19 protein-coding genes are annotated in these 24,607 nt (G+C 70.7%); 9 read left to right on the top strand and 10 right to left on the bottom strand.

Annotated features, from left to right (window positions below; translation table 11 throughout):
• Positions 1-61: 61 nt before the first annotated feature.
• Both WMF43_RS09825 and WMF43_RS09820 read right to left on the bottom strand, forming a co-directional pair.
• The gene (locus tag WMF43_RS09825) at positions 62-622 is read right to left on the bottom strand and encodes a PAS domain-containing protein (RefSeq protein ID WP_437679229.1); all 561 of its coding nucleotides are present in this window, start codon (positions 620-622) and stop codon (positions 62-64) included.
• A 323-nt stretch (positions 623-945) separates the two neighbouring features.
• A complete protein-coding gene (locus tag WMF43_RS09820) occupies positions 946-2,070 on the bottom strand; it encodes a serine hydrolase domain-containing protein (protein WP_437679228.1) in 1,125 nt (374 codons plus the stop codon).
• 2,704 nt (positions 2,071-4,774) lie between these two features.
• Here WMF43_RS09820 and WMF43_RS09815 point away from each other — a divergent pair.
• Positions 4,775-5,230: a hypothetical protein gene (locus tag WMF43_RS09815; RefSeq protein ID WP_437679227.1), complete on the top strand. Its 456-nt coding sequence runs from the start codon at positions 4,775-4,777 to the stop codon at positions 5,228-5,230.
• A gap of 374 nt (positions 5,231-5,604) precedes the next feature.
• On the opposite strand, the gene WMF43_RS09810 is transcribed toward WMF43_RS09815, so the two are convergent.
• Entirely contained in the window at positions 5,605-5,733 is a 129-nt protein-coding gene (locus WMF43_RS09810; protein WP_437679226.1) for a hypothetical protein, read from the bottom strand.
• Positions 5,734-5,739: 6 nt separating this feature from the next.
• Between WMF43_RS09810 and WMF43_RS09805 the strand changes: the two genes are divergently transcribed.
• Together WMF43_RS09805 and WMF43_RS09800 are read left to right on the top strand one after the other, a co-directional pair.
• The gene (locus WMF43_RS09805; protein WP_437679225.1) at positions 5,740-6,873 is read left to right on the top strand and encodes a hypothetical protein; all 1,134 of its coding nucleotides are present in this window, start codon (positions 5,740-5,742) and stop codon (positions 6,871-6,873) included.
• 298 nt (positions 6,874-7,171) lie between these two features.
• Positions 7,172-7,762 carry a GTP-binding protein gene (locus WMF43_RS09800; RefSeq protein ID WP_437679224.1) on the top strand — a complete coding sequence of 197 codons (591 nt, stop codon included), beginning with the start codon at positions 7,172-7,174 and terminating at the stop codon, positions 7,760-7,762.
• Positions 7,763-7,812: 50 nt separating this feature from the next.
• On the opposite strand, the gene WMF43_RS09795 is transcribed toward WMF43_RS09800, so the two are convergent.
• Entirely contained in the window at positions 7,813-9,297 is a 1,485-nt protein-coding gene (locus tag WMF43_RS09795; RefSeq protein ID WP_437679223.1) for an MDR family MFS transporter, read from the bottom strand.
• A 240-nt stretch (positions 9,298-9,537) separates the two neighbouring features.
• Positions 9,538-12,015, bottom strand: a complete 2,478-nt coding sequence (gene ligD, locus WMF43_RS09790) for a non-homologous end-joining DNA ligase (protein WP_437679222.1) — start codon at positions 12,013-12,015, stop codon at positions 9,538-9,540.
• A 296-nt stretch (positions 12,016-12,311) separates the two neighbouring features.
• Here ligD and WMF43_RS09785 point away from each other — a divergent pair, with 296 nt between their 5' ends.
• Complete coding sequence (locus WMF43_RS09785) at positions 12,312-13,565, top strand: sensor histidine kinase (protein ID WP_437679221.1); 1,254 nt, start codon at positions 12,312-12,314, stop codon at positions 13,563-13,565.
• 191 nt (positions 13,566-13,756) lie between these two features.
• Here WMF43_RS09785 and WMF43_RS09780 read toward each other — a convergent pair whose 3' ends face one another.
• From WMF43_RS09780 to WMF43_RS09770, 3 genes are all read right to left on the bottom strand, one after another.
• On the bottom strand, positions 13,757-14,134 hold the full coding sequence (locus tag WMF43_RS09780; protein WP_437679220.1) for a hypothetical protein: 378 nt from the start codon (positions 14,132-14,134) through the stop codon (positions 13,757-13,759).
• A gap of 294 nt (positions 14,135-14,428) precedes the next feature.
• Complete coding sequence (locus WMF43_RS09775; RefSeq protein WP_437679219.1) at positions 14,429-15,004, bottom strand: PadR family transcriptional regulator; 576 nt, start codon at positions 15,002-15,004, stop codon at positions 14,429-14,431.
• Between the two features lie 34 nt (positions 15,005-15,038).
• Positions 15,039-15,863, bottom strand: a complete 825-nt coding sequence (locus tag WMF43_RS09770; protein ID WP_437679218.1) for an SDR family NAD(P)-dependent oxidoreductase — start codon at positions 15,861-15,863, stop codon at positions 15,039-15,041.
• 207 nt (positions 15,864-16,070) lie between these two features.
• On the opposite strand from WMF43_RS09770, the gene WMF43_RS09765 reads away from it, so the two are divergent.
• The 3 genes from WMF43_RS09765 (at position 16,071) to WMF43_RS09755 (ending at position 18,800) form a co-directional block, all read left to right on the top strand.
• Positions 16,071-16,595: a Smr/MutS family protein gene (locus WMF43_RS09765; RefSeq protein ID WP_437679217.1), complete on the top strand. Its 525-nt coding sequence runs from the start codon at positions 16,071-16,073 to the stop codon at positions 16,593-16,595.
• Positions 16,596-16,642: 47 nt separating this feature from the next.
• Positions 16,643-18,052 (top strand): sigma 54-interacting transcriptional regulator, encoded by a 1,410-nt coding sequence (locus WMF43_RS09760; RefSeq protein WP_437679216.1) that lies wholly within the window; start codon positions 16,643-16,645, stop codon positions 18,050-18,052.
• Positions 18,053-18,236: 184 nt separating this feature from the next.
• Positions 18,237-18,800 carry a hypothetical protein gene (locus tag WMF43_RS09755; protein WP_437679215.1) on the top strand — a complete coding sequence of 188 codons (564 nt, stop codon included), beginning with the start codon at positions 18,237-18,239 and terminating at the stop codon, positions 18,798-18,800.
• Positions 18,801-18,814: 14 nt separating this feature from the next.
• Here WMF43_RS09755 and WMF43_RS09750 read toward each other — a convergent pair whose 3' ends face one another.
• Together WMF43_RS09750 and WMF43_RS09745 are read right to left on the bottom strand one after the other, a co-directional pair.
• The gene (locus WMF43_RS09750) at positions 18,815-19,231 is read right to left on the bottom strand and encodes a hypothetical protein (protein WP_437679214.1); all 417 of its coding nucleotides are present in this window, start codon (positions 19,229-19,231) and stop codon (positions 18,815-18,817) included.
• A gap of 86 nt (positions 19,232-19,317) precedes the next feature.
• Positions 19,318-20,694: an MATE family efflux transporter gene (locus WMF43_RS09745; protein WP_437679213.1), complete on the bottom strand. Its 1,377-nt coding sequence runs from the start codon at positions 20,692-20,694 to the stop codon at positions 19,318-19,320.
• 531 nt (positions 20,695-21,225) lie between these two features.
• Here WMF43_RS09745 and WMF43_RS09740 point away from each other — a divergent pair.
• Positions 21,226-22,689, top strand: coding sequence for a carboxypeptidase regulatory-like domain-containing protein (locus tag WMF43_RS09740; protein ID WP_437679212.1), 1,464 nt, complete (start codon positions 21,226-21,228; stop codon positions 22,687-22,689).
• 523 nt (positions 22,690-23,212) lie between these two features.
• Complete coding sequence (locus WMF43_RS09735) at positions 23,213-24,412, top strand: glycoside hydrolase family 5 protein (protein ID WP_437679211.1); 1,200 nt, start codon at positions 23,213-23,215, stop codon at positions 24,410-24,412.
• The last annotated feature ends 195 nt before the right edge of the window (positions 24,413-24,607 follow it).

Here is a 24,607-nt window from a genome sequence, read left to right as displayed (position 1 = left end):
GTCGTCCAGCCTGCCCCTGGTCCCGAGGAGGCGGCCACGCCCCGTTCCGACAGGCCGCGTGTCACCGCCGCCCGCTCTCCGCCTCCGCGCGCTTGTAGCTGGTGACGTCCGTCGATATCCCGCACACCCCGCGGATATTCCCCTGCTCGTCCCTGACCAGGAACTTCGTGGTCACGTAGTGGTGCAGCTGGCCGTCCGGCATCGGATAACTCTCCTCCCACTCCGCCGGCTGCCCCGTCTTCAGCAGCTCTAGATCGGAGGACTGGAAGGTCTCCGCGAGGTACTTCGGGAAGAGGTCATAATCGGTCTTCCCCTCTATCTGATCCCACTCGAGGCCTGCCCAGCGCATAAAATGCTTGTTGGCCAGGATGTAGCGGCCCTCTGTGTCCTTGACGAAGAGCAGTATGGGCGCGGCGTCCATGACGGCGCGGAGCAGCTCGACGGCGCCGAGCAACGCGTCCTCTCGGAGCTGACACGCGTCGTGATCGACGCTCCCGGGGCGCTCTTGCGCCGCCGGCTCCGCCCCGCCCTGCCGCGCCCGCTGCGACATCCTGTGCCGCAGCTCGTCGAGCTGGCGGCGGAGCTGCGCGTTCCGCCTCCGGAGCGCCTCGTTCGCGCTCACCAGAACATCGTGGAGTGTGCCGTCCCCCGCCATGCCCCCAGGCCTCACCGTGGATCTGCCAAGCGCCGCTCCCGCTCCGGCATCGACGCGGGCCCCGCGCGCCTACGTAACCGCGTCGCACGGGCAGTGTCAAGGCGGCGGCCGCGCGGCCGCCGCGGCCGGACGCAGCGGTTCACGGTGCCTGTCTCACGTCTCTCGGCGCGCCGCGCCACGCGCGATCCGGCGCGGCCGGCGGAGGCTCCGGGAAGGCCCGCAGGAGCGGCGGGCGGCGCCTTCCGCGCGCGCATCAATCGCGCAGCGCGTTGCGGCGCCATCCGCGCGCGTCAATCGCGCAGCGCGTTGACGATGCCGTCGAAGAACTCGACGCAGCCGACGCTGTCGAGCATCCGATTCCAGTTGAGCTCGTCGACCGGGTGGGGCAGGCCGTGGTTGGTCAGGAAGACGCCGATGAGCGCGCGCGCCGGATCGACCCACATGAACGTGCCGGAGCCGCCCACCTTGCCGTAAGAGCCCCGGGACAGGCGCGTCCCGCCGTGGGAGAAGCGCCTCGTCCACAGCTCCCAGCCGAGGCCCTTCGGGGTGAAGAGCAGGTTGTTGAGGGGCGACGTGTCGGTCGCCGCCTCCGTCACCTCATGCGTGTTGTTGCTCGTCATGCGGCGCACCAGATCGGGCCTCAGGACATAGGCGCTGCCGTAGGCGCCGCCGTTCAGGATCATCTGGCAGAAGATGGCGATATCGATCGCGGTCGAGAAGACCCCGTCGCAGCCGGTGACGCCGCCCAGCGCGAAGTCCTGCTCGTCCTGCACCTCGCCCCGGACCAGGTACCCGCGGTGCTCGGAGTACCCCGTGGCCGCGGTGCGCTCGGCCAGCGCCGGGGGCGGGTTGAACATCGTGTCGTTCATCCCGAGCGGGCCCCAGACGCGCGCGCGCGCGAGGGTGTCGAGGTCCTCCCCGGCGGCCGCCTCGAGCATGCGCCCGAGGAGGCGGTACGTGAGGTCGCTGTAGAGCACCGACGAGCCCGTCGGGTATTCGAGCGGCGTCTCGGCCATCCAGCGCCAGACCTTCTCGCTGTCCGGCTCGTCCAGGAGCTGGTTGTCCACCGGCAGCCCCGCCGCGTAGCGGAGCATATCGTGGACCGTGATCGACCCCTTTCCGTTCGCGGCGAACTCTGGCAGATGGCGCGCCACGCGATCGTGCAGCTGGACGACGCCCGCGCTCGCGAGCGCGATCGCGGACGCCGCCGTCGCGAGCACCTTGGTCAGCGACTGCAGGTCGAAGATCGTGTCGAGCGTGACCGGCTCGTCGGAGCCTCTGGCCTTGTTGCCGAACGCCCGGTGCCCCACGACGACGCCGCTCCGGGCGACGAGCGCCGTGGCGCCGGGGAACAGGCCGTCGTTCACCCGGCGCTGGATCCGCGCGAAGACGTCCTCCAGCCGATCGGGGCACATCCCCACGTCCTCGGGCCTCCCCGGGACGAGCGTGGTCCCCGCGGCGCATCTAGAGGCGCCCTCTCCGCCGAGCGCCGGCGTCGCGGCCGCGACCGCGGCGAGCTGACTCATGCCCTGCAAGAACTGCCTTCGATTGAACGATGGTTGTTGGGTGCTCATGCCTCTTTTCAACCTTCTCCTCGAGAATGAACCGTTCGACGGCCACGGCGCGCGCCGGCGAGGCCGGCGCGGTTTCGCCGCGGGCGTCCCACGCGATCACCTGAACGTCTGCGCGACGATGTCCCTCTCCTTCGTGCACCGTCGCAGACACGACGCGATGTCTCGCTGCCCTCCCGTCGCGGGGGCCAGGCGCGATCCCACCGATTGGGTTGTCACGGCGGAGATCGACGCGCAATCAATTGCCGGACGATGCAGGTCAATGTGCGCTCCGCCTGCCATCCCGGACGACCGGAGGCGACTCCGGACGAACCCGTCATCGTCGCCGGTGTATCGACCCGTCGCCTCCGGGCCGCGGTCGTCGCCGACGGTATCTCGTCGAGGAGCCCATATCCCCTGCGTGGCGAGACACGCGACGCTCTCGCTGTCAGAGCAGGGTACCGACGAGCCGATCTCACGACGCCGCGGCGCCCCGGGCCCGGCGCCGCGCCGCACAGGGGGTGTCGCCGCAACGTCGCGCCGCGCGAGCGGAGGGCTACGCCCCGCACGTCGCGCGAGGAGAGCGCCTCGCGCGTCGCACGCCCCGAGCACCCGTCGCCGCCACGCCACACCTCCCCCGGGTGCATCTTTTCACGGCTGACGGAACCCTCTCCTGCAGAGTTCGTTTCTGCCACGAAGCGCCTGGGGCGTTACCGCATCAGCGTACTCTTGCCTCGACACGATGCGATTCACGGCGCCAGGCGATATGCATCGCGTCGATCCCGACGTCGATCCACATGCAGCGCGTCGATGATGCAGGGCCACATTTCACGGCTGTTTTCGTGATCAAATTTCGACGGCGCAGATCGCGCCGAGATCCAACAGATGAGCTCGGCGCGCCGTGGGGACCTCCCCTAACAAATGGGAGGTGGCGTCCGGATTGAGATGACGCAATGCACAGGCACCTTGAAAGACAAACCAGGATGAATACCATAGGCGCTTGGATCGACAAGGCCTGACCACCCTCGCAATGTGATGCGCCGGCCGGGCGTGGCCGACTGCCACATTGTGACAGCGCAGTGGGGCAGCTCTGCCTTCGAGATCGCGCCGGACGACAGCGTCGCTGAATTCCACTATGATTTCGCGTCGCAAGGTGAGACTCCGGCCTTGGCATCAACCGTGAATAAGCACCACGAGGCCGGCTGATCTGGCGCGGCATCGCCGTCCGCACGGCCGCTCGACGCGGCGCGAACGCTCCTCGCGAGCGGGCGCGCCGTGCAGGGGGGCGCGTTCGGCGCGAGCAGCACCCGGATCCGGTCGACAAACTCGATGCCTGCCCATCCTTCATCGAGCGTAGTGAAGCTCGAGCTCGCGACGAGCGGCGTCCCCGGCGCCGCGCCCGACGCAGCGGTAACGCTGGACCAGTCCAGCATGTTTGGCGCGAGCCGTAGAGCACCTCTGTGATCTCCTCGCATGCCTCCTTCTGCAATCCCGTCTGGATGACGGCCTCCGGTTCTCCGGGGGTCGGCTCTCCGGCGCTCGCGGCGCCGACGTGGCCAATGGGGCCGGCGCAGCCGAGGAGCACCGCGGCAGCGGCGGATGAACCGTTGAGGGGACGACGCTCACGCCCGCGGCTCACGACTTCGCATCCGAGGCGCCGTGCCCCGTTTACGCCGCGCGACCTGCTCCGCCCGCCGTGCGGGTAACCAGGTCTCCTGGCCAGCTCCATCTCTCCCACCCCACGCTCAAGAGCTGCGTCCGACGCCTGCTCCACCGGATCGCGCGCTGGCTGAAGGATGAGCCGCTCCTCACCCGCAGCAGCCCCGCAGCAGCGGAATGCCGTGACTGCACGAGGTGCATTTCAGCGGTAGCGATCGGCGCTTGTCCAGATGAGCTCGCCGGCGCCAGCGACGGTTTGCCTCCGCTGCCCAATCGCCGGAATTCAGCGAGAGTGCACTGACGCGGCGCAGGCACGCCTTGACTGAAAAAACCTGTTGGATACCATTTCAGCACAAGGTCGACAACGCCCAATGCACTACGCCGAGAGAACCTTGACCTCGCGTGGACTATTGTCTCAGTGTGGCGGCGTGGTGAGGCGCCCTTGTCGCACGGACCACACCGATCGACGCTAGATTGGCAGCAGAAACGACAGTAGAGCTGAACTTCTTCGCGGATCCCCGGCGCCAACGACGAAACCACGCTTGGCACCCTTCGTGAATAAGCTCCGATACGAAGACGGAACGGTCTTCGACAGAGCGCATGGGCGCCGGAGCAACACCCTAAAGTAAATATCAACTGGATGCAGCGCGCATGATTCTACGAATCAGCGCGCCGCGCGAGAGGGCTTCTTCGGAGGAGCTCGCTCGATACAAAATTGCTGTTCCAGGCCGGCGCGAGAGCGTCGGACGACGACCAAAGGTCGAGGTGAATCGATACGGACTCGCGCGTCGGACGACCCGAACCGCCCGAGCACACGATCGGTTGAATGGATTGGCGACAGGCTGCTAACCGGCGTTCTGCGCTCGAAACAAAACGATCTGAAACACCCAATTTTGAGGATAAAACAAAAATGAAATCGCTCAAGTCTCGCGTTCTCTCTGGCGTTGGCGCTGCTCTTGTTGCCCTCAGCCTCTCGACGACCGCCCTGGCGTCGTGGGACACGCCGGTCGCCGCCGACGCCCCGGACTACAAGAACGTGGCCGCCGGGCTCGTGTCCGTCGCCGCTCAGCTCACGGACACCATCGATCTGAACGACGAGGTCATCAACGCCGAGCACATCAAGATCGTGTACCTCGAGGACGTCCTCAATGACGCCGACATCGACATCCTCAACCACACGCTGAACAACCTCGTCCTGAATCTCCAGATCCTCAACCTGCAGAACGTGCTGAAGGATGTCGACGTCGCCAACGGGATCAAGGTCGGCGACGTCCTCAGCAACAACGATGTCGACGTCAGCGATGTCGTCGGCGTCAAGGTCTTCGACGTCAACGGCATCAAGAAGCTGCTCGTGTTCGTCAAGTAGGGCTGACCGCGCCACGCGCTGACAGCAGGAGAGAACGAAGCCCGGGAGGTCGGCCGCCTCCCGGGCTTTGCTCGGTCAAGATGACCGAAAGCTCGGTCATCCTGACCGATCGGCGCGGCGCCACGAGCGTCAGCACCCCGAGCCAGACGTGCGCGGTCCGGTCGCGTTGCCGCTGCGGCGCGGCGCGGCGCGGCGCGGCGTGACGGACGTCAAGGGCCCTCCCGCGAGCTCAGCTTGACAGGAGGCGCGCTCGCGCTATCCTCGTCCCACCGGTCAGGAACAGGATCCGTCATTCCACCGACCGACGAGTCATGACGGGCCGCGCGAGCGCCAGGCGACGATAGACCCGAAGAGCTCCCTGCTCCCATGTGGGTTCAGGGGGGTGAGGTCACGCCATGCGAAAGGCGGAGATCGATGCCCTGGTGCGCGCGCACGGGGGCCGTGCCCGTCCCGTCGCGTTCTTTCATGTGCTCCGCCAGCCTGCGCTGGAGCCAGACGATCATGCCTTCTTGTCCGAGCACATCGAGGAGCTCGGCACCTCCGATCTCCTGCGCTGGAGGGCGCGCTGCGCGAGCGGCTTCAGCGGGCCGGTGATCCGGCAGCTGGCCCGGATCGCGATCAGGGATCCGGCCCATTTCCAGCACGAGGTGCTCGGCGTGCCGCGCCTCGAGCTCGCGGACGAGGAATGGATTGAGCTCTCGGATCTCGTGCGCGGGAAGGTCCCTCTCGCGATCTACGAGCGCGTGCTCGCGCGCTGCCGGCGCGAGCCTGTCCAGTGGGCCTCGGGGTTCATGTTCACGCCCGGGGTCCACCGGGGGCTGCCGCCGCTCCTCGACGGCGACGAGCTCGACGGGCTCGGCGCGGAGCGCCCCGCGCTGCGCGATCTCCCGATGGCGAAGATCCTCGCGGCGAGGCGGGCCGGGCTGCTCTCGATCGACGACGGCGCGCTGGCGGCGCTGGCGATGGAGCGCGCGCGCGGCTCGGACGAGGACTGGAGCGCCGATATCCCCCGTTTTCCGGCGGAGCTCCGGGACGCGATCCTCGAGAAGGCGCGCCGGACGCCGCGGGACTCCGAGCGGGCGAACCTGCTCGGGTGGCTCGAGGCGCACGGCGTGGCGAGGGCCGCGCTGCTCGACATCGCGCTCGGGCCGATCCGGGCGGAGGGCGCCTCGTATGCCGTGCTCTCCTGGGTGGCGCGCCAGCTATCGACGCGGGCCGCCTGGGACCGGCACGGCCTGGAGACATTGTCAGCGTTGATGTCGCGCCGGGCCTTCTCGGACGTGGGCGAGCTCGTCACGCTGGCGTGGAGCGAGGCTGGCCGGAGCGGCAAGGAGGTCTCGCGTGGCTTCCTGGAGGCCATCCAGGTCGCCTTTGCGCAGGTGCTGCTCGGGATGGCGCGCGAGGCGCTCGCCGCGGACGATCAGGCCAGCGCGATGGCGGCGCTCTCGGCGCTCGCGTGCCTCGATCCGCCGTCGCGGGTGAGCCGCGCGGTCCACGAGCTCCGGCGCGTCCCGGGCGCGAGCCAGGACGTCGCGGAGCTCATCGCGGTGAACGAGCGGCTGGTGAAGCACAGCCACGCGCGCGACGCCTCGCTGGAGGGGTTCGTGGCCGCCCTTCACGCGATCGCCGACGCGTTCCGCTGACGACCGGCGCGCGGCCGCGCTGAAGGCAGCCGCCGCCCGCGTCCTGCGCGGCCCGGCGCCCGCCGCCTTCGCTCTGGCGCGGGCGCTCGCCGCCGTTTCCGGCGCGGGCTCGCGCCCGCCGCCGTCATCGCGGGGCCGGCGCTCGCCGCCGCCTCCAGCACGGGCCCGGCGCCCGCCGCCGCCACTCTGGCCCCGGCGCTCGCCGCCGTTTCCAAGCACGGGCTTGGCGCCCGCCGCCGCCGCTCCGGCTCCGGCGCTCGCCGCCCCGTGCACCACGCATTCCGAAGGAGCACGCCCGATGGCGTTCATCAACTATGCGAGCCGGGAGATCTACTGCAAGATCGTGTATTACGGGCCCGGCCTCGGCGGCAAGACGACGAATGTTCGTTACGTGTACGACCGGACGGTGCCGAGCGCGAAGGGGAAGCTGATCTCGCTCAAGACCGAGAGCGATCGCACGCTGTTCTTCGATTTCATGCCGCTCGATCTCGGGACGTTGTCCGGCTTCCAGACCCGCCTCCAGCTCTACACGGTTCCGGGCCAGATCTTCTACAAGGCGAGCCGGAAGCTGATCTTGAAGGGCATGGACGGCGTCGTGTTCGTGGCGGACTCGCAGCGCGCGCGCCTCGACGCGAACCTCGAGTCGATGGCCGATCTCTGGGACAACCTCCGCGAGGAGGGCCGCGCGCCCGGTCGGCTGCCGCTCGTGATCCAATACAACAAGCGCGATCTCGCCGAGATCGCCGCCATCGCGGAGCTCCGCCGGCTCCTCAACCCGCACGGAGCCCCCGAGTTCGAGGCAGCGGCGGCGAGCGGCCGCGGCGTCTTCGACACGCTGCGATCGATCGCGAAGCTCGCCCTCAAGGAGCTGCAGCGCGGCCCCCGATAGTTCGGTCTGTCAGACGTCTTGGCAGGGATCACGGCGAGAGAAGAGAGAATTCAGCCGAGCCCCGCCTCGCCCGGCACGAGGGCCTTGTCGTCCCCGGCCTGGAGCGGAACGTGGGGAAACCACAGCGCCACGACGAAGCCGACCAGGCCCATGGCCGCGATGATCCAGAACACCGTCGTGAGGCCGGACGTGAGCGCCGCGCCGAGGTGCTGCACGATCGACGGATCCAGGCTCTGCGCGCCCTCGGCCGTCAGCAGGCGGCTCGCCGCGTCCGCGGGGATCGACTCGTCCTTGGCGAGCTCGGCCGTGAGCACGCCGCCCATCACGCCGACCGCCACCACGCCCCCGAGCAGCCGGGAGAACATCGTGCTCGCGGTCGCGATCCCGCGCTGATCCCACGCGACGCTGCTCTGCACCGCGATGAGCAGCGCGACGTTGGACAGCCCCATGCCCACGCCGAAGACCAGCGTCGTCGCGCGGAGCATCAGGGGCGTGTCGTGCGCCCCGCCGACCGCCAGCGCGAGCCCCGCCGTCGCCGTGACGCCGAGGCCGATCCGGATGAGCGGCCGGAACCCGACCCGGGGGATGAGCCGCCCGCCGATCGCGCTCGCGATCGGCCAGCCGATCAGCATGGGGGCGATCGCGCTGCCCGCCTCCGTCGGGCTGCCGCGGAGCACGCCCTGCACGAAGAGCGGCACGAACGTGATCGTGCCCATCATCGCGCCGCCCAGGATGGCGCCGGCCACGTTGGAGGTGAGCATCACCGGGCGCCGGAAGAGCGGCAGCGGGACCATCGGCTCGGGCGCGCGGCGCTCCACCGCGAAGAACGCGGCGAACAGCGCCACCGCCGCGATCGAGGCGAGCAGCGTCGTCCCCCCGCCCAGCTTGCCCGTGGCGAGCAGCAGCGCCACCACCGCGGCGGACAGGAGCGCCGCGCCGAGGAAGTCGAGCTCGTGGCGCCGCCGGTCGATGCGCTCGTGGAACGCGGTCGCCACGAGCGCGACGGACGCGAGGCCGAACGGAATGTTGATGTAGAAGACCCAGCGCCAGGAGAAGTAGTGCACGATGAGCCCGCCCACCATCGGGCCGATGATGCCGAACAGCCCCCAGGCGGCCCCGAACACGCCCTGGATCCGCGCCCGCTCGTTCAGATCGAAGATGTCGCCCGAGATGGTCATGGCCATGGGCTGCATGGCCCCGGCGCCGGCCCCCTGGAGCGCGCGGAAGGCGATGAGCTGCGGCATCGACCGCGCCGCGCCGCTCGCGATCGAGCCGATCAGGAAGACGGCGATGCCGAAGAGCATGACCGGCTTGCGGCCGTAGATGTCCGAGAGCTTGCCGCAGATGGGCACCAGCACCGACGAGGTGAGCAGGTAGGCGGTGGTGACCCACGCGTACTGGTGAATGCCGCCGAGATCACCGATGACGGTCGGCATCGCGGTGGCCACGACCGTCGACTCGAGGGCGGCCATGGCGAGGGCGAGGATGAGCCCCACGACGGTGAGGGCGCGGTGCGTCTTGCGTTCCGAAGGCATGCAGGTCGACGGGATGTGGTGTAACCGAGCCCGCGTGGCAAGCGACAGCGTCGCCGCGCGAGGCGGGCGGGGCGCGAGCGCCGCCGGCGCGAGGCGGGCGGGGCGCGAGCGCCGCCGGCGCGAGGCGGGCGGGGCGCGCGAGCACCGCCGGCGCGAGCGGGGCCCACGTCCCCGCGCCCGCCTGCTCGCCTGCGCTGGGCTTGCACGCGTCGATGCGCGTCTACGCGGCTCCGCGCGCCTCTACGAACGAAGTCCCACCGCCCGCCGCATCGCGGCCGTGATTTTCTGCCGGACCTTCCCGTAGCGCGCCCACGGGTCCGCCTTCTGGGAGGCCAGCCGCTGCGGCAGGTTCCTGATCGTGAAGTGATCCGACCGCAGCTCCGGGCCGAGCTCGTCCCAGGAGAGCGGCGCCGACACCGGCGCTCCCGACCGCGCGCGCGTCGAGTACGCGGCGACCGACGTCGCGCCCCGCGTGTTGCGCAGGTAGTCGATGAAGATCTTCCCCTTCCGCTGCGCCTTCGAGACCGCGATCGTGTACGCCTCCGGCTCGCGCCGCGCGAGCTCCCCCGAGAGCGCCTTCGTGAACGCGAGGCACTCGTCCCACCCGCTCGACGGCGCGAGCGGCACCACGACGTGGAACCCCTTCCCGCCCGTCGTCTTCACGAAGCTCTCGAGATCGAGCTCCTCCAGCCGCTCCCTGAGCAGGAGGGCCGCCGCGACGACGCGCTCCCACGGGACCGAGGGATCCGGATCGAGGTCGAACACCACCCGATCCGGCTGTTCGAGCCGCGACACCGTGGAGTTCCACGTGTGGATCTCGAGGATCCCCATCTGCGCGAGCGACACCAGCGCTTCGGCCGAGTCCGCCACCAGGTACTCGCCCGTTTTGGTCTTCTCCTGGATCATCACCCGACGGAGCGCGGACGGCCCCCACGCCCGCCCGTGTTTCATGTACACGCACTCGCTCTCCGTGCCTTCCGGGCAGCGCACGAGCGTGAGCGGCCGGTCCTGCACGTGCGGCACCATGTGCTCGGCGATCGACGCGTAATAGAGCGCGAGCTCCCGCTTCGTTATCCCCTGCTCGGGGTAGAGCACGCGATCCGGGTGGGACAGGCGCACCCCCGCGACCGAGTCGCCCTCGCCCTCGTCGCCGCGCCCGCCGCCCTTTGCCGGGGCCGCGCGCCCCTTCGTGGTCTTCTCCGCCGCGCGCCCGCTCGTGGTCTTCTCCGCCGCGCGCCCGCTCGTGGTCTTCTCCGCCGCGCGCCCCTTCGTGGTCTTCTTCGCCGCGGCGCGCTCGCCCCGTCCGCGCGCCGGCTCCTCCTGCTCCTGTCGCGGCGCGGCGCCGCACGAGGCCTGGACCCAGCCGGGGCCGCGGCCGGGCGCGTACGGCGCGTCGCTCCGCTTCGACACGATCCCCTTCAGCGACAGCTTGCACCCGTTCCGGAGGACTTCCTCCCACGAGCCCTCGATATGGTCGCTGTAGCGCAGCGGGCCCGCGCCGCGCTGCGAGGCGCCGAGCAGCCGCCCGAGCGCCTGCTTCCGCGCCGAGAGCGGCGAGGCGGTGAGGTCGTGGCCCTCCAGGTACAGGAGGTCGAACACGAAGTAGACGACCTCGCCCTCCCCGGGAGCGGCCGTGTCGCTGGACGGCGGCGGCGCCGTTGTGCCGTCCTGCCGGAGCAGCGTCACCTCCCCGTCCAGCAGCGCGCTCGTCAGCCCGAGCTTCGCGAGCGCCGCCGCGATGGGCTCGAACCGGCCCGCGATCTCCTTGCCTTTCTCGTCCAGCAACCGGACGCGTCCGTCCTCGATCCGGGCCATCGTCCGGCAGCCGTCGTACTGGATCTCGTGCAGCCAGCCCTCGCCGTCCGGCACCTCGGCTGCCGTCTTCGACTTGCTCGCCGCCGCCTTCGACTTGCCCGCTGCCGCCTTCGACTTGCCCGCTGCCGCCCCGGATTGGCTCGCCCGGAGGTGCCTCGGCAGCTGCGGCCGCACCTTCGCCGGCATCGCCGCCTTGCGCGCGCCCTCCACCTGCCCCGCGACACGGTCCCAGCCGTCGTCAACGCGCGCGCCGCGCCGGCCAGCCCCCCGCTTCTCCTGCGCCGGCGTCTCTGCCCGGTTGGAGTGCCACACCCGGTCCTTGGCCGCGGCGATCTCGTCGAGCTGCCGCCCGGTGGCCACGCTCTCGGGCCGGGACTCCACGACGTTGTACTCCTTCGTGGGGCGCGCCTCCGCATCGTTCTCCTTGATGAGCAGCCAGCTCCGCCCCTCGTCGTCGTCGTCGCGGCCGCGCGTCCTCACGAGCGTGAAGCCGCCCCGGAGCTTCTCGCCCCGCAGCTGGAACTTCAGCTTGCCGGCGCGATACCCCTTGTGCGGATCCTCGAGCGGGACCCACGTGCCCCGCTCCCACAGGAGCACTGTCCCGCCCCCGTACTGCCCTTTCGGGATGATGCCCTCGAAATCGCCGTACTCGAGCGGGTGATCCTCCGTGTGCATGGCGAGCCGCTTGACCTCGGGATCGAGGCTCGGCCCCTTCGGCACCGACCAGCTCTTGAGCACGCCCTCGAGCTCGAGACGGAAGTCATAGTGTAGGTGCGAGGCCGCGTGCTTCTGGATGATGAAGGTCCGCTCCTCGGCGCCGGCAGGCCCGGCGGGGCTCTCTGTGCCCCGGGGCTCGGGCGTGACGGCAAAGTCGCGCTTACGCCAGTATTCGCGCAGGCCCATACATCAGCCTAGCACAGCGCAGGCGCGGCCCGCGCAACCGGCCAGCGAGCCCTGCCCCGGCGCGCCTGCGGAGCGCGCTTGACGGCGCGCCGCGCGTGACCGATACCAGGGCGCCGCGTGCAGAACGTCACGCCGGCGCGCCGTCACGGGGGCGCGCCGCCGGCGCCGTTCAGCCGTGCTCGTCCGGTGATAGCTCGGCACAACCCGGGGAAGTCCCCTTAGCCTCCATCCGCTGCCACCCGATCGTCGCCCGAAAAAAGCGCGTTCGAGAGCTGGTCGCGGAGAAAAGCAGCAACATGTCCGGAAAGGAAGCTTCCTCCAAGGAGGGCCGGCTGATGGCGACGCTCGAGCGCCTGCTCGAGCTCCCGGCGGCTGACCTGCGGCAGTCTCTCAACCAGGCGAGCGAGCTCCTCGGCGCCGCGCTCGACGCCGACAAGTTCGACATCTTCCTCCACGATCGCAGCAGAAAGACGCTGCACGCCCTGGGGACGAGCAACACGCCGATGGGTCGGCTCCAGCAGGAGCTGGGCCTCGACGTCCAGCCGGTCGCGAACGGCGGCTCGACGGCCCGCGTCTTCCTGACCGGCGCCCCTCACCTGAGCGGGCGTGTGGATCTCGTGCCCGGCGAGCTGCCCGGCGTCGTCCAGGCGCTCGGGGTCCGGTCGCACGCCGCGGTCCCGCTCGAGGTCGACGGCGAGCGGCGCGGCGTCCTCTCCGCGCAGTCCGGCCAGCCGGAGTTCTTCTCCGAGGGCGACCTCCGCTTCCTGAGCGCGGTGTCGCGGTGGATCGGCGCCCTGACGCACCGGGCGGAGCTCGTCGAGCAGGTCACCAGCGCGGCGCTGGCGCAGGGCCGGCGCGAGGCCGCGGAGGAGCTGATCACGGTCGTGGCGCACGACCTGCGCAACTACCTCGGGCCCCTCATGAGCCGCATCGAGCTGCTCCAGCGCCGCGCGGAGGCCGACGGCCGGGCCAACGACCAGCGCGACCTCGAGCGGGCGAACGACTCGGTCGCGCGCCTGGGCCGGCTCGTCTCGGATCTCCTGGACGTGGGCCGGCTCGAGCAGGGGCTCTTCGAGATCGTGCCGCTGCCCATGGATCTGGTCGCGCTGGCGAAGGACACCGCGGCCGTGCTCGGGACGCCCAGCGTCGAGGTGCGCGTCCAGGGCCCGCCGGAGCTCGTCGTCGTGGCGGACAAGGCGCGCCTGCGGCAGGCGCTGGACAACCTCGTCAGCAACGCGATCAAGCACTCTCCCAGGGGGAACTGGGTCCTCCTCCGGATCAGCAGTGATTTGCGGGAAGGAAAGGAGTACGCCCACCTCGACGTGGTCGATCACGGCGCGGGCGTGCCGCCGGAGCTCCTCCCCAGGATCTTCGAGCGCTTCGTGACCGGCGGGAAGGCGTCCGGGCTCGGGCTCGGGCTCTACCTGGCGAGCAGGATCGCCGCCGCCCACGGGGCCACGCTGACGGTGAGCTCCAACCCCGGCGACGGGGCGACGTTCCGGCTGAGCTTGCTCGTGACCGGCCCGCCCGGCCACCCGGACGAGGCGTGATCGGGCGGAAGTCCCCAGAGCGCCATCGCCCCCTGTTCACCCACATCGCTGCTTCCGCCGACGGCGCCCAGATGAGGGCCAGAAATGCAACTGGCGGAGCAGGCCCATGAAGGCCCACCCCGCCAGGAGCAGAGCGGCGCGGATCATCCGCGCCGCGCTGGGAGGGCGGCGCGATGCCGCCCCCGCAGGCGTCACGCCGCCATCATCGACTTCATCATGCTGGGCATCATGCCGCCCATCATCGGCATCATCATGTTGGGCATCATCCCCATCATGCCCATGCCGGGCATCATGTTCATCATGCCGGGCATCATGCCGCCCATCATCGGCATCATGTTCATCATGTTGGGCATCATGCCGCCCATCATGCCCATGCCGGGCATCATGTTCATCATGCCGGGCATCATGCCGCCCATCATCGGCATCATGTTCATCATGTTGGGCATCATGCCGCCCATCATGCCCATGCCGCCCATCATCGGCATCATCATGCCGGGCATCATGCCGCCCATCATCGGCATCATGTTCATCATGTTCATCATCGGCATCGAGCTCATCGGCATCATCATGGTGGCACCCTCCGTCTCCGTCGGTGTTTCTGAGAGTGGTGTACTTGCCGACGCGCAACCGATCAATCGCCGAGAACATCGCCGAAGCGCTTTCATCCACGGGAGCGGACGGGCGCTCGTCGCGAACGGACGGACCGCCATGTCTAGCGGAGAAGCCTCCACGATAGCGACGGGACCTTCCTGCCGAGCCCGCCGCCGCGAGCCGCGCGCCGCCCCGTCGCCGGGTCACAGGCCGCGCGCCGCGGGCCACGCCCGCGCGCTCCCGAGCCCGGCGCCGCCGGGAGCGCCGCCGGGTCACTTCGCCTTCCGGCTCGCCCTCTTCTGCCCTGCTCGCTCCGACGACAGCTCGCCCCGGGCGCGCTCGATCCATCGGAGCTCGGTGTCGCACCAGGCGATCCCGTGCTCGATGCTGAGGCGCCAGATCTCGCGCTCGCGCGTCGACCGCGCGAGCTCGAAGATCCGCGGGTCCACGAGCCGCGCCTCGTACTCGGCCCGCTGCGACTCCGTATCTGCCGCGTACCTCGCCAGGATCTCGTCGAGCTTCTTCGGCGGCGCGTCGGCCGCGAAGACCAGCTTCAGCAGCAAGGGGTGCCGCAGCACGAGCGGCTCGAGCGGCTCCTCGATCCATCGCTTGAGCGCCGCCCGCCCGGCCTCCGTCAGCGAGTACACCTTCCGATCGGGCTTGCCGTCCCCGGGCTCGGTCCGCGCCTCGACGAGCCCTTCGCGCTCGAGCGCGTGCAGCTCCCGGTAAATCTGGCTCTGGGTCACGGACCAGAACGATCGCACCGACCCGTCGAACCGCTGCTTCAGCGTGTAGCCGCTCGTCGGCTCGACGGAGAGGAACCCCAGGATCGCGCCGCGGAGGGACATGACACATGAATCATGAGATATATGAGCCTTATTTTCAACGTGATGTAAGCGGGGCCGCGGCGGCGCCGCGGTCCGCGGCGAGGCTCTTCGAGCAGGCGCGCAGCCCGATGTCCTTCATGATGCGCGCCGCGAGATCGGGCGAGACCCGCTGGATCATGAGCAGGCTGCGGTTGGACGCGCCCGCGAGGAAGCGGCGCCGGCCGCGGCGGAGCGTCCGGATCAGCTCCTCGGCCACCCACTCGGGCGCGAAGGTCCGTGGCCCCTCGAGGGGCCACGCGTCGCCGGCCGCGGTCCTCGTGTGCGGGGGCCCGAACACGATCACCCGGACGCCGCGCCCCTCGAGCTCGCCGCGCAGCGCCTCGGAGAACGCGACGACCGCCGCCTTCGCCGCGCAGTAGGCCGCGGCCGTCGGCATGGGCACCCACGCCACCGTCGAGGCGATGTTCACGACCGTGCCCGAGCCCTGCGCCCGCATCGCCGGCAGGACCGCCCGCGTGACGCGCTCCATGCCGAACAGGTGGACCTCGAACATCGCGCGCGTGAACGCCGCGTCGGTCGACTCCCAGTAGGACAACCTGCCGCCGTTGCCGGCGTTGTTGATGACGACGTCGATGCGGCCGAACCGCTCCAGGATCGACGCCACCGCGGCCTCGACCGAGGCGTCGGACGTGACGTCCATCTCGACGGCCATGGCCGTTCCTCCCTCGCGGCGCAGGCGCTCGGCCTCCGCCGAGAGCCGGTCCATCGAGCGCGCCGCGAGGATCACGCGCGCGCCCTCGCGGGCGAGCGCCCTCGCGCTCGCGAGCCCGATGCCGGACGACGCGCCCGTCACCACGATCACTTTGCCCTCAAGTTCCATGTCCTCTCCCTCCTCGATCCGCCGCCAGCTCGCCGCGGACACGCGCGCCCTCGAAGCTCGGCGTCGCACCGGCGATCCGGTGCGCGACGCGCAGCCGCCCGGCGCGCGGACGCGCAAGCGGACACCAAGGACACCCGAACCATAAGACACATAGTTTATATGTGCAATGTGATATATGAACCGGGTGCACCAGGCGGCGCGCGGGCGGTGCCCGGACGCCGCGCGCGCGCCGCCCGCGCGCTGGCCTCGCGCGCTGACGGCCGCCGCGCGCTCGGCTACACCGCGTGCATGCTCCGCCGCCTCCGCGCCTTTCTCGGCCGCGCGCTCTCGCCGCGCGCGCCTGCGCCGCCCGCCGCCCTGCCGCCGGACGACGAGCCGCCCGGAGCACCCGGCCCGCCCGGCGACGGCGGCGACGGCGACGGCGACGGCGACGGCGACGGCGACGGCGGCATCGTGGTCATGCCGATCGAGGACGCGATCGACCTGCACACGTTCGCCCCGCGCGACGTCGCCTCGGTCGTCGAGGAGTACCTCTACGAGGCGCAGCGCCGCGGCTTCCGCGAGGTCCGGGTCATCCACGGCCGCGGCAAGGGCGTCCAGCGCCGCGTCGTCCAGGGTGTGCTCTCGCGCCACCCGGCCGTGGACGGCTTCCGCGACGCCCCGGCCTCGCGCGGCGGGTGGGGCGCCACGGTCGTGTGGCTCAAGCCCGCGGACGGCGATCGCACGACCTGAGCCGCCCGCCCTGCCGGAGCGGGCCGCGATTGGGTAGGATGCGGCCCATGCCGCGTCCCCCCGCCACGCCCGACGACCGCAGCCTGGCCGGCGTCATGGCCACAGAGCCCCGCATCAAGGCCGAGGTGCTCACGATGCCCCGCCTCGAGCTCTCCGTCGAGCGCGAGGGGGGCAAACCCGCGCAGCGCTCGATCGTGGCCGACGGCGACTTCATCCGCGTCGGCTCCGACCCGAGCAACGACCTCGTGCTCGCCGACCGCGCCGTCTCCCGCTTCCACTGCATCCTCGAGCGCGTGCGCACGACCTTCCGGCTCACGGACGTCGGCTCGCTGAACGGCACGTACATCGCCGGCGTCCGCGTGCGGGACGCCGACGCGCTCCCGCCGGAGTGCCGCATCGAGCTCGGCGACTCGGTCGTGCACGTCCGCGACGCCAACGCCGCCGGCAAGACCGAGCTCGCGCTCGCGGTCAACTTCGGCGGGCTCCAGGGCGCGTCGGTCCCCATGCGGCGCCTCTTCGCCCTGCTCGACCGCGTGGCCCAGAGCGCGTCGGACGTGCTCATCGAGGGCGAGAACGGCACGGGCAAGGAGGTCATCGCCACCGAGCTCGTCCAGCGCGGCGCCCGCGCCCAGAAGCCGCTCGTCATCGTCGACTGCGGCGCCATCTCGCCGAACCTCATCGAGAGCGAGCTGTTCGGCCACGTGCGCGGCTCCTTCACCGGCGCCTCGCGCGACCGCGCCGGCGCCTTCGAGGAGGCCGACGGCGGCACGGTGTTCCTCGACGAGATCGGCGAGCTGCCGCTGGAGATGCAGCCGAAGCTCCTCCGCGCCCTCGCCTCGCGCGAGGTGCGCCGGCTCGGCGAGAGCCGGGTGCGCAAGGTCGATATCCGGGTCATCGCGGCCACCAACCGGCGCCTCGAGCGCGAGGTGAACGGCGGGAGGTTCCGCGAGGACCTCTATTACCGCCTCTCGGTGCTCACCGTGCGCGTGCCGCCGCTCCGCGAGCGCAAGGAGGACATCGGCGTGCTCGTCCACTGCTTCCTCAACGAGCTCGACGCCGTCGACAAGGCGCACCTCTTCCCCCCCGAGGTGATCGAGGAGATGAAGGCCTACGACTGGCCGGGCAACGTGCGCGAGCTGCGGAACTACGTCGAGCGCCGCCTCGTGCTCGGCGACGGCGCCGGCCTGGACACGAAGGAGCCGCTCCCGCGCGCCCCCGCGCCCTCGGCGCCGGCCGTCGAGGCCCCCGCGTCGAGCCCGGGCGCGAGCATCGACATGCCCTTCAAGGAGGCGAAGGACGCCATCATCGACAGGTTCGAGCGGGACTACCTCACCGCCCTGCTCGAGTGGTCGAACGGCAACGTGAGCCGCGCCGCGCGCAAGGCGGGCCTCGACCGGATGTACCTCCACCGCCTCCTCCAGCGCCACGGCCTGCGCCGCGCCGCCGCCCTCGACTGAGCCGCGGCCGCGCCGCCGCCCTCGACCGAGCCGCCGGAACCTGCGATCCGGCAGGGCGCCGCCGGCGCTGTCATGTCACAGTCGCGTCGCAATGGCGCGATCCGTCCGTGTGCGCAACCTCGCAAAATCTCTCGACATTTCTGACACCGAGCTGCTGTTTTGGCTTGCGGAGAACGCCCCGGCCGTGACGGCCCGTCATCCGGCGGATTTTCTCCCCGCGGACGTCGCGGAGCGCGCGCAGCAGGCGCTCGGCCGCCCCCGGCCGGCGGCGCCCGCGCCGGAGCCGGTCGAGCGGCGCTGCGCCGAGTGCATGAAGCTGCCCGCGAAGGCCGGGCTCCGCGTCGTCGAGGCCGACGCCGACGCAGTTTGCGACATGTGCGGCAGCTCTGCGAACAAGCGCGCGGCGCTCGTGATGATCGGGGCGTTTCACGCGCGCGGGCTCAAGCGGCTGCTCGTGGTCGGCGGGGGGCCGGGCACGGCCGAGGACCTGCGGCACCTGCTCGCGGGCGAGGTCGAGATCCGCATCGTCGACGGCGAGGGCCACCGCAACGCGGCCAAGGCCGACGCCGATCTGCGATGGGCGGATGTCGTCGCGGTGTGGAGCTCGACGATCCTGTCGCACAAGGTGTCGAAGCTCTACACCGACCGCCGCGACGCGTTCCGCGACAAGCTGGTCACCGTGCCGAGGCGCGGCGTCGCCGCGCTCTGCACGGCCGTGGCGGAGAAGGTGAACGCGCCGGCGGGCTAGGCCGGCGTCCCCGGTTATCCGGCGCCGGCCTCGCCGGTCCCGCCCTCGTCGGGCCAGCTGCTCTTGTGCTCGGCGCTCGACTCGTAGTTCACCTGCCGGTTCGCGTCGAGCACGCCGGGGATCACCTCGTTGCCCGAGCCGCCGTTCCGGGGCGTGTCGACCGCCTCCTCCGCGCCGCCCTCGACGGCATCACGCTGGCCGCGCGCCTGCTCGCGCTCTCCGGCGGCCCCCGCGCGCCCCTGGTCGCGCGCCTGCTCGCGCTCTCCTCCGGCCCCAGCGCTTCCCTGGGATCCCGCCCCGGGCGCTGTGCCTTTCTGCCCCGACGTGGTCGGGTCGCCCACGCTGCCTTCGGAAATGCCGCCGTAGCCGGGCGGGCTCGCGGCCGGGCTCGCGGCCGCTCGTCCTGCCGAATTGCGCTCGTTGTCTGACATGGGCACGCTCCTTTTCCGAGGAGGAGCAGCAATCGACATGCCACCTCGGCGGCGGCAGCGATGGAGTTCGCGCGGGCCGGTGGCGCTCAGGCGGGGCGCGGCTGCCTCAGCCGCACGCGGCGGACGGTGCGCCGCGCGTGGGGCACCCAGCCGCGGTAGTGCCAGCGCGCGGCCATGGCGAGCCCGCGGACCCACTCGTCGGCGCCGTAGGCCACCCACACGCCGGCGAGCCCCCAGCCGAAGTGGACGCCGAGCAGCCACGAGAGCCCGACCGCGACCGCGAACATCGAGAACACCCCGAATCCGACCGGGAAGCGCGCGTCGCCGGTCGCCCGCAGGCCGTTGATGACGACGAGGTTGAGCGTGCGGCCCGGCTCGACGAGGAGGTTCAGCCAGAGCAGCGTCGCGCCGGTGGCGAGCACCTCCGGATCGCGCGTGAAGAGGCCGAGCAGGCGCGGGCCGACCAGCGCGGTGGCGAGCACCGTGGTCACGCACACGCAGAACCCGATCAGGAGCCCGCCGCGCACCTGGCGGTCGGCCCCGTGGAGCTCGCCCGCGCCGACGCGGTGCCCGACGACGATCTCGGTCCCGAAGCCGATCGCCATGGAGAAGAGGAGCAGGAAGTGCACGATCTGCATCGTGTACGTGTGCGTGGCCAGCGCGGCGGCCCCCATGTCGGCGATCATGGCCAGGATGATCATGTAGCTGATGCGATAGACCACGTTCTCGCCCGCCCCCGGCAGGCCGATGTGGAGCATCTCGCGCAGGCGGTCCGGGCGAATGCGCCAGTAGTCCTCGAAGGACGCGCGGATCCCGAGGCGCTCGATCCAGAGCCTCCGGTGCATGAAGAAGGAGCAGGCGCGGCCGATCACCGCGGCCAGCGCGAGCCCGTTCATGCCGAGCCCCTCCCACCCGGCGAAGCCGAACATGAGCGGCAGGCTGAGCGCGAGCTGGATGACGTACATGACGAGGATGAGGCGCAGCGTGTCGCGGGTGTACGTGTGCGCGCGCAGCACCGCGCCCATCGAGAAGTTCACCGCGTCGAACGCCAGCATCACGCCGACGGCCATCAGGTAAGGCCGCGCGGTCGGCATCAGCGAGGCCGGCGTGTTCATCAGCGAGAGGAGCGAGCTCGCGCCGAGCCCGATGATCGCGCAGCTCGCGATCCCCATCCAGGCGTTGGCGCCCAGGGAGGCCCGCGCGACCTGCTCCGCGCCGGCGCGGTCCCCCGCGCCGATATACTGGGTGACCACCACGCTCGCGCCGACGCTGACGAAGCGGAAGGTGATCATGAACGTCAGCATGATCTGGTTGGACAGCCCGTATGCGGCGGCGGCGTCGTCCGATAAGCGGCTCACCAGCCAGACGCCGAACACGCCGACGAGCAGGTGGAGGAGGTGCTCGCTGTAGATTGGCCAGGTGATTTGCAGAAGCTGAGGGCGAGGGGGTGGAGCGTGAGACATGGCGGAACGCAAAGCGCCGCATCCTACTCTGCCCGGAAGCTTCTGGCCACACCGGAACTCGCAAGAGTGAGAGGAGTCACCACATCACACGCCACCGCGCGGGTCGCGTCCGGTCGCTCCGGCCGTGTCTCGCCGCGTCGTCTCGTGTGTGGCCGCGTCCTTTTCTCCGGCGAGCGCGCGGCGAGCGCGCGGCGAGCGCGCGGCGAACGCGCGGCGAACGCGCGGCGACGAGCGCGCGGCGAGCCTGGACGCGGGGCCTCCGGTTCGTCCGTCGTCTGCCGTCGTGCTCCGCTGTGGAAGCTGGCCGGGGCGGAGCCGCGCGGCGGGCTCACGGGCGCGCCCGAACGGATCGAGGGCTTGTCTTCTTCTTGCGTCGCTTCCGTCGCGCGCGCGCCCGCGGACAACCATTCTCGCCGAGGCGCCGGCAAAGGGGTTTTCTTCCGGCTTGTCCCTTCCCCGCTCCCCCTCCGCTCGATTACGCTCGGACTGGGCGGCCTAGGGCACCTTTGGCCCCCGCGCCTGGAGGCTCGGATGTCGAGATTGCGCACAGCGGGGTACTTCGTGGCGGCGGCCGCGGCGGCGCCGGCCGCCTTCGCCGCGTGCTCCTGCGGGGGTCTTGGTGGGGCGCCCGGGACGACGGCTCGGGGCGGCGGCGACGTCGGCGGCGGCGTCGGGGGCGACCCTTTCCTCACGGGGATCGGCGGCTCGGGGCCCGGGAGCGGCGCGTCGGCGTGTGTGGGGCTGGAGTGTCAGCGGGTCGCCTGTCCGGGCGGCCGCACGACCACCGTGAGCGGCACGGTGTACGAGCCAGCGGGCAATATCCCGCTCTACAACGTCCTAGTCTATGTCCCGAACAAGCCGCTTCTCCCCATCCCCGACGGCGCGAGCTGCGACCGCTGCGACGCGACGCTCGCCGGCGCGCCGGTCGCGGCCGCGCTGACGGACACGCGCGGGCGGTTCGTGCTGGAGGACGCGCCGGTCGGCGAGGACATCCCGCTCGTGGTCCAGATCGGCAAGTGGCGGCGGGAGCTCGTCCTGCCGGTGGTCGAGGCGTGCGTCGACAACGCGACCGAGGAGGGCTCGATCCGGCTGCCGCGCAGCGCGTCAGAGGGCCACCTCCCGAGGATCGCGCTGGCGACGGGCGGCGCGGACGTCCTCGAGTGCCTGCTGTTCAAGATCGGAATCGACGAATCGGAGTTCACGCCCGAGGCGGGCGGCGGGCGCGTGAACCTGTTCTCCGGCCGCGCGATCGTCGGCGACAAGGCGACGAACCAGTACCGCGCCGGCCTCAACGGCGGGGCGCTCTTCCCCCCTGCCACGCAGCTCTGGGGCTCGCTCGACACGCTGATGCAGTACGACATGGTGATCCTGTCGTGCGAGGGGTCTCAGTTCGCGGATGACAAGCCCCCGGCGGCGCTGCAGGCGATGTTCGACTACGCCTCTGCGGGAGGGCGCGTGTTCGCGTCGCACTGGCACAACTACTGGCTGCGCCGCGGTCCGGAGCGCTTCCCCGAGACGGCGGACTGGGAGGAGGAGACCGACCCGGACGACGGCCTCCCCGTGCTGGTCGACGCCACGTTCCCGAAGGGCCAGGCGCTGCGGGACTGGCTCGTCCACGTGGGCGCCTCGACGACGCCGGGCCAGATCGAGATCAACGATCCGCAGCACTGGGTCAACTCGGTGAACGAGGAGATCGCGACGCGGTGGCTCTACAACGAGCGCAACGACGCTTACGGCGCGCTCCCCGGGGTCAAGTACTTCACGTTCAACACCCCGATCGGCCTCCCCGAGGGCGAGCAGTGCGGCCGCTTCGTGTACACGGACATCCACGTGGCGACGCAGGACGTCGCCGGGGCGCCGTTCCCGACCGGCTGCGCGGACGACGACGGCGAGCGCCGCGCCTTGTCCCCCCAGGAGAAGGCGCTGCTCTTCATGCTCTTCGACCTGTCGGCCTGCGTCGGCCCCGACGACGAGGAGCCGGCGGTCCCCCGCTGAGCGCGCCTCTGGTCAGCCCACGCACCGGCCGACCGCCGCCGCGCCGCCCCCGAGGCGCCCTTTCCGGGACATCTCCCCTCGATTTGTCGAAGGATTTGTCGATCCCACCATGGACAGGCGGTTGCCCTGGGTGGTCGTTTGCCCACCGAGGGGAACGATGTATCCCCCTCCCCCCGTCGATGCAGGCCCTGCATCCGACCGATGTAGGCCTTGCATTCCCGCCCCCTGAGCTCCGCCGGGCGGCCTCCGCCCCCGGGAGCTCCCACTTCGGCACGCCTCTTGCCAAAGCCTTCCGGCTGCTTGCACACCACAGCTCCGCCACGTCGGCGCCGGGGAAGGGCATCGCCCTCTCGCTCCTGCCGGTTGCTTCGCTGCCCGGTTTTCAGAGCTGTCAACAACAATCACGGTATGCCAGCCAACACATGATCCAGATTGCCTCCTCGGCCGTCGGCGCGCAGGGGGCTTGCCATGGCGTCGGACTCCGCTTTTGATGCCGCGCCATCCGGAACGATCCTTGGAGAACATGATGAACAACGTCTCGCTTCGCGGTGTGCTTGGAGTGTCGAGGTGGTCATTGCGCCTCGCGGTGGTCGCGTTGCCTGCGGCCCTGCTGCTCGGTTGCTCGGATGACGGGGATGGGGGTGGTGTGGGCGGCGGCGGCGGCGAGGGGCCTGCGACGACGGGGAGCTCCGGGAGCACGGCGACCACGGGGGGCGCCTCCAGCACCTCGGCGACCACGGGGGGCTCTGTCAGCAGCACCTCGGCGACCACGGGGAGCTCTGTCAGCAGCACCTCGGCCAGCACGGGCACCGGGGTGCCCCCGACCGGCACGCCGGTGGAGCGCCACGGCTGGCTCTCGGTCAAGAACAGCCGGGTCGTGGGCGAGCATGGATCCCCGGTCCAGCTGAAGGGGATGAGCTTCTTCTGGAGCCAGTGGGGCAGCAAGTTCTACAACGCGTCCGCCGTGAACACGCTCGTGGACCAGTGGAACGCGACGATCGTCCGCGCCGCGATGGGGATCGACGAGGAGGGTTACCTCACGAACCCTTCGGCCGAGAAGGAGCGGGTGAAGGCGGTCGTCGACGCGGCGGTGAACAAGGGCATTTACGTGATCATCGACTGGCATGATCACTACGCGCACGAGCACCTCGATCTGTCGAAGCAGTATTTCCGCGAGGTGGCGGCGCAGTACAAGGACGTGCCCAACGTCATCTTCGAGGTCTTCAACGAGCCGCTGAACACCAACAACTGGTCCACGGTGAAGTCCTACGCCGAGCAGGTCATCGGCGAGATCCGCCGCGCCGGCGCGACGAAGAGCCTGGTCATCGTCGGTTCGCCGAACTGGTCGCAGGACGCGGACGTCGCCGCCGACAGCCCCCTCTCCGACTCGAACGTGGCGTACACCCTGCACTTCTACGCCACCACGCACAAGCAGTTCCTGCGCGACAAGGCCCAGACGGCGTTGAACAAGGGCCTCGCGTTGTTCGTGACCGAGTGGGGCACCTGCGCCGCCGACGGCAACGGCACGCTCGACACCGGCGAGGCGCAGACCTGGATCAACTTCCTGAACGCCAACGACATCAGCTGGGCCAACTGGGCCTTGAACGACAAGGCGGAGGCCTGCTCCGCCCTCAGGCCAGGATCGAGCGGCATGGGCCCGTGGGCTGACAACCAGCTGACCGACTCGGGCAGGTGGGTGAAGGCGAAGATGCTGGAGGACTGATCCTCTCGCGGCGCGCCCTCTCTCTCCACGAAGCAGGGCCCCCTTCCCCCCAACGTCAGCGCCGGCGGGTGGGTCGGCGCGGCGGGGGCGGGTGGGCGCGTCGAGCACCGACCGAGGTACCATAAGGTCCCAGGTGTCTCGGCCCTCCAGGCGCGCCTTGTGTGGCGCGCACCATAACGTCTCAGTCATCGAGGC

It is taken from the genome of Sorangium sp. So ce131 (assembly GCF_051519095.1).
Lineage (GTDB): Bacteria > Myxococcota_A > Polyangia > Polyangiales > Polyangiaceae > Sorangium.
Note: the sequence above shows the minus strand (reverse complement) of the source record. Positions and strands in the feature narration are given on the sequence as shown.

Bases quoted from the DNA above. Each gene is read 5' to 3' on its own strand.
- WMF43_RS09750 (WP_437679214.1), bottom strand. From the start codon at position 19,231: ATGTCAGACAACGAGCGCAATTCGGCAGGACGAGCGGCCGCGAGCCCG.
- WMF43_RS09785 (WP_437679221.1), top strand. From the start codon at position 12,312: ATGTCCGGAAAGGAAGCTTCCTCCAAGGAGGGCCGGCTGATGGCGACG.
- ligD (WP_437679222.1), bottom strand. From the start codon at position 12,015: ATGGGCCTGCGCGAATACTGGCGTAAGCGCGACTTTGCCGTCACGCCC.
- WMF43_RS09810 (WP_437679226.1), bottom strand. From the start codon at position 5,733: ATGATCGTCTGGCTCCAGCGCAGGCTGGCGGAGCACATGAAAGAACGC.
- WMF43_RS09780 (WP_437679220.1), bottom strand. From the start codon at position 14,134: ATGATGATGCCGATGAGCTCGATGCCGATGATGAACATGATGAACATG.
- WMF43_RS09745 (WP_437679213.1), bottom strand. From the start codon at position 20,694: ATGTCTCACGCTCCACCCCCTCGCCCTCAGCTTCTGCAAATCACCTGG.
- WMF43_RS09740 (WP_437679212.1), top strand. From the start codon at position 21,226: ATGTCGAGATTGCGCACAGCGGGGTACTTCGTGGCGGCGGCCGCGGCG.
- WMF43_RS09735 (WP_437679211.1), top strand. From the start codon at position 23,213: ATGATGAACAACGTCTCGCTTCGCGGTGTGCTTGGAGTGTCGAGGTGG.
- WMF43_RS09795 (WP_437679223.1), bottom strand. From the start codon at position 9,297: ATGCCTTCGGAACGCAAGACGCACCGCGCCCTCACCGTCGTGGGGCTC.
- WMF43_RS09760 (WP_437679216.1), top strand. From the start codon at position 16,643: ATGCCGCGTCCCCCCGCCACGCCCGACGACCGCAGCCTGGCCGGCGTC.
- WMF43_RS09770 (WP_437679218.1), bottom strand. From the start codon at position 15,863: ATGGAACTTGAGGGCAAAGTGATCGTGGTGACGGGCGCGTCGTCCGGC.
- WMF43_RS09775 (WP_437679219.1), bottom strand. From the start codon at position 15,004: ATGTCCCTCCGCGGCGCGATCCTGGGGTTCCTCTCCGTCGAGCCGACG.
- WMF43_RS09820 (WP_437679228.1), bottom strand. From the start codon at position 2,070: ATGTGCCCCGATCGGCTGGAGGACGTCTTCGCGCGGATCCAGCGCCGG.
- WMF43_RS09815 (WP_437679227.1), top strand. From the start codon at position 4,775: ATGAAATCGCTCAAGTCTCGCGTTCTCTCTGGCGTTGGCGCTGCTCTT.
- WMF43_RS09800 (WP_437679224.1), top strand. From the start codon at position 7,172: ATGGCGTTCATCAACTATGCGAGCCGGGAGATCTACTGCAAGATCGTG.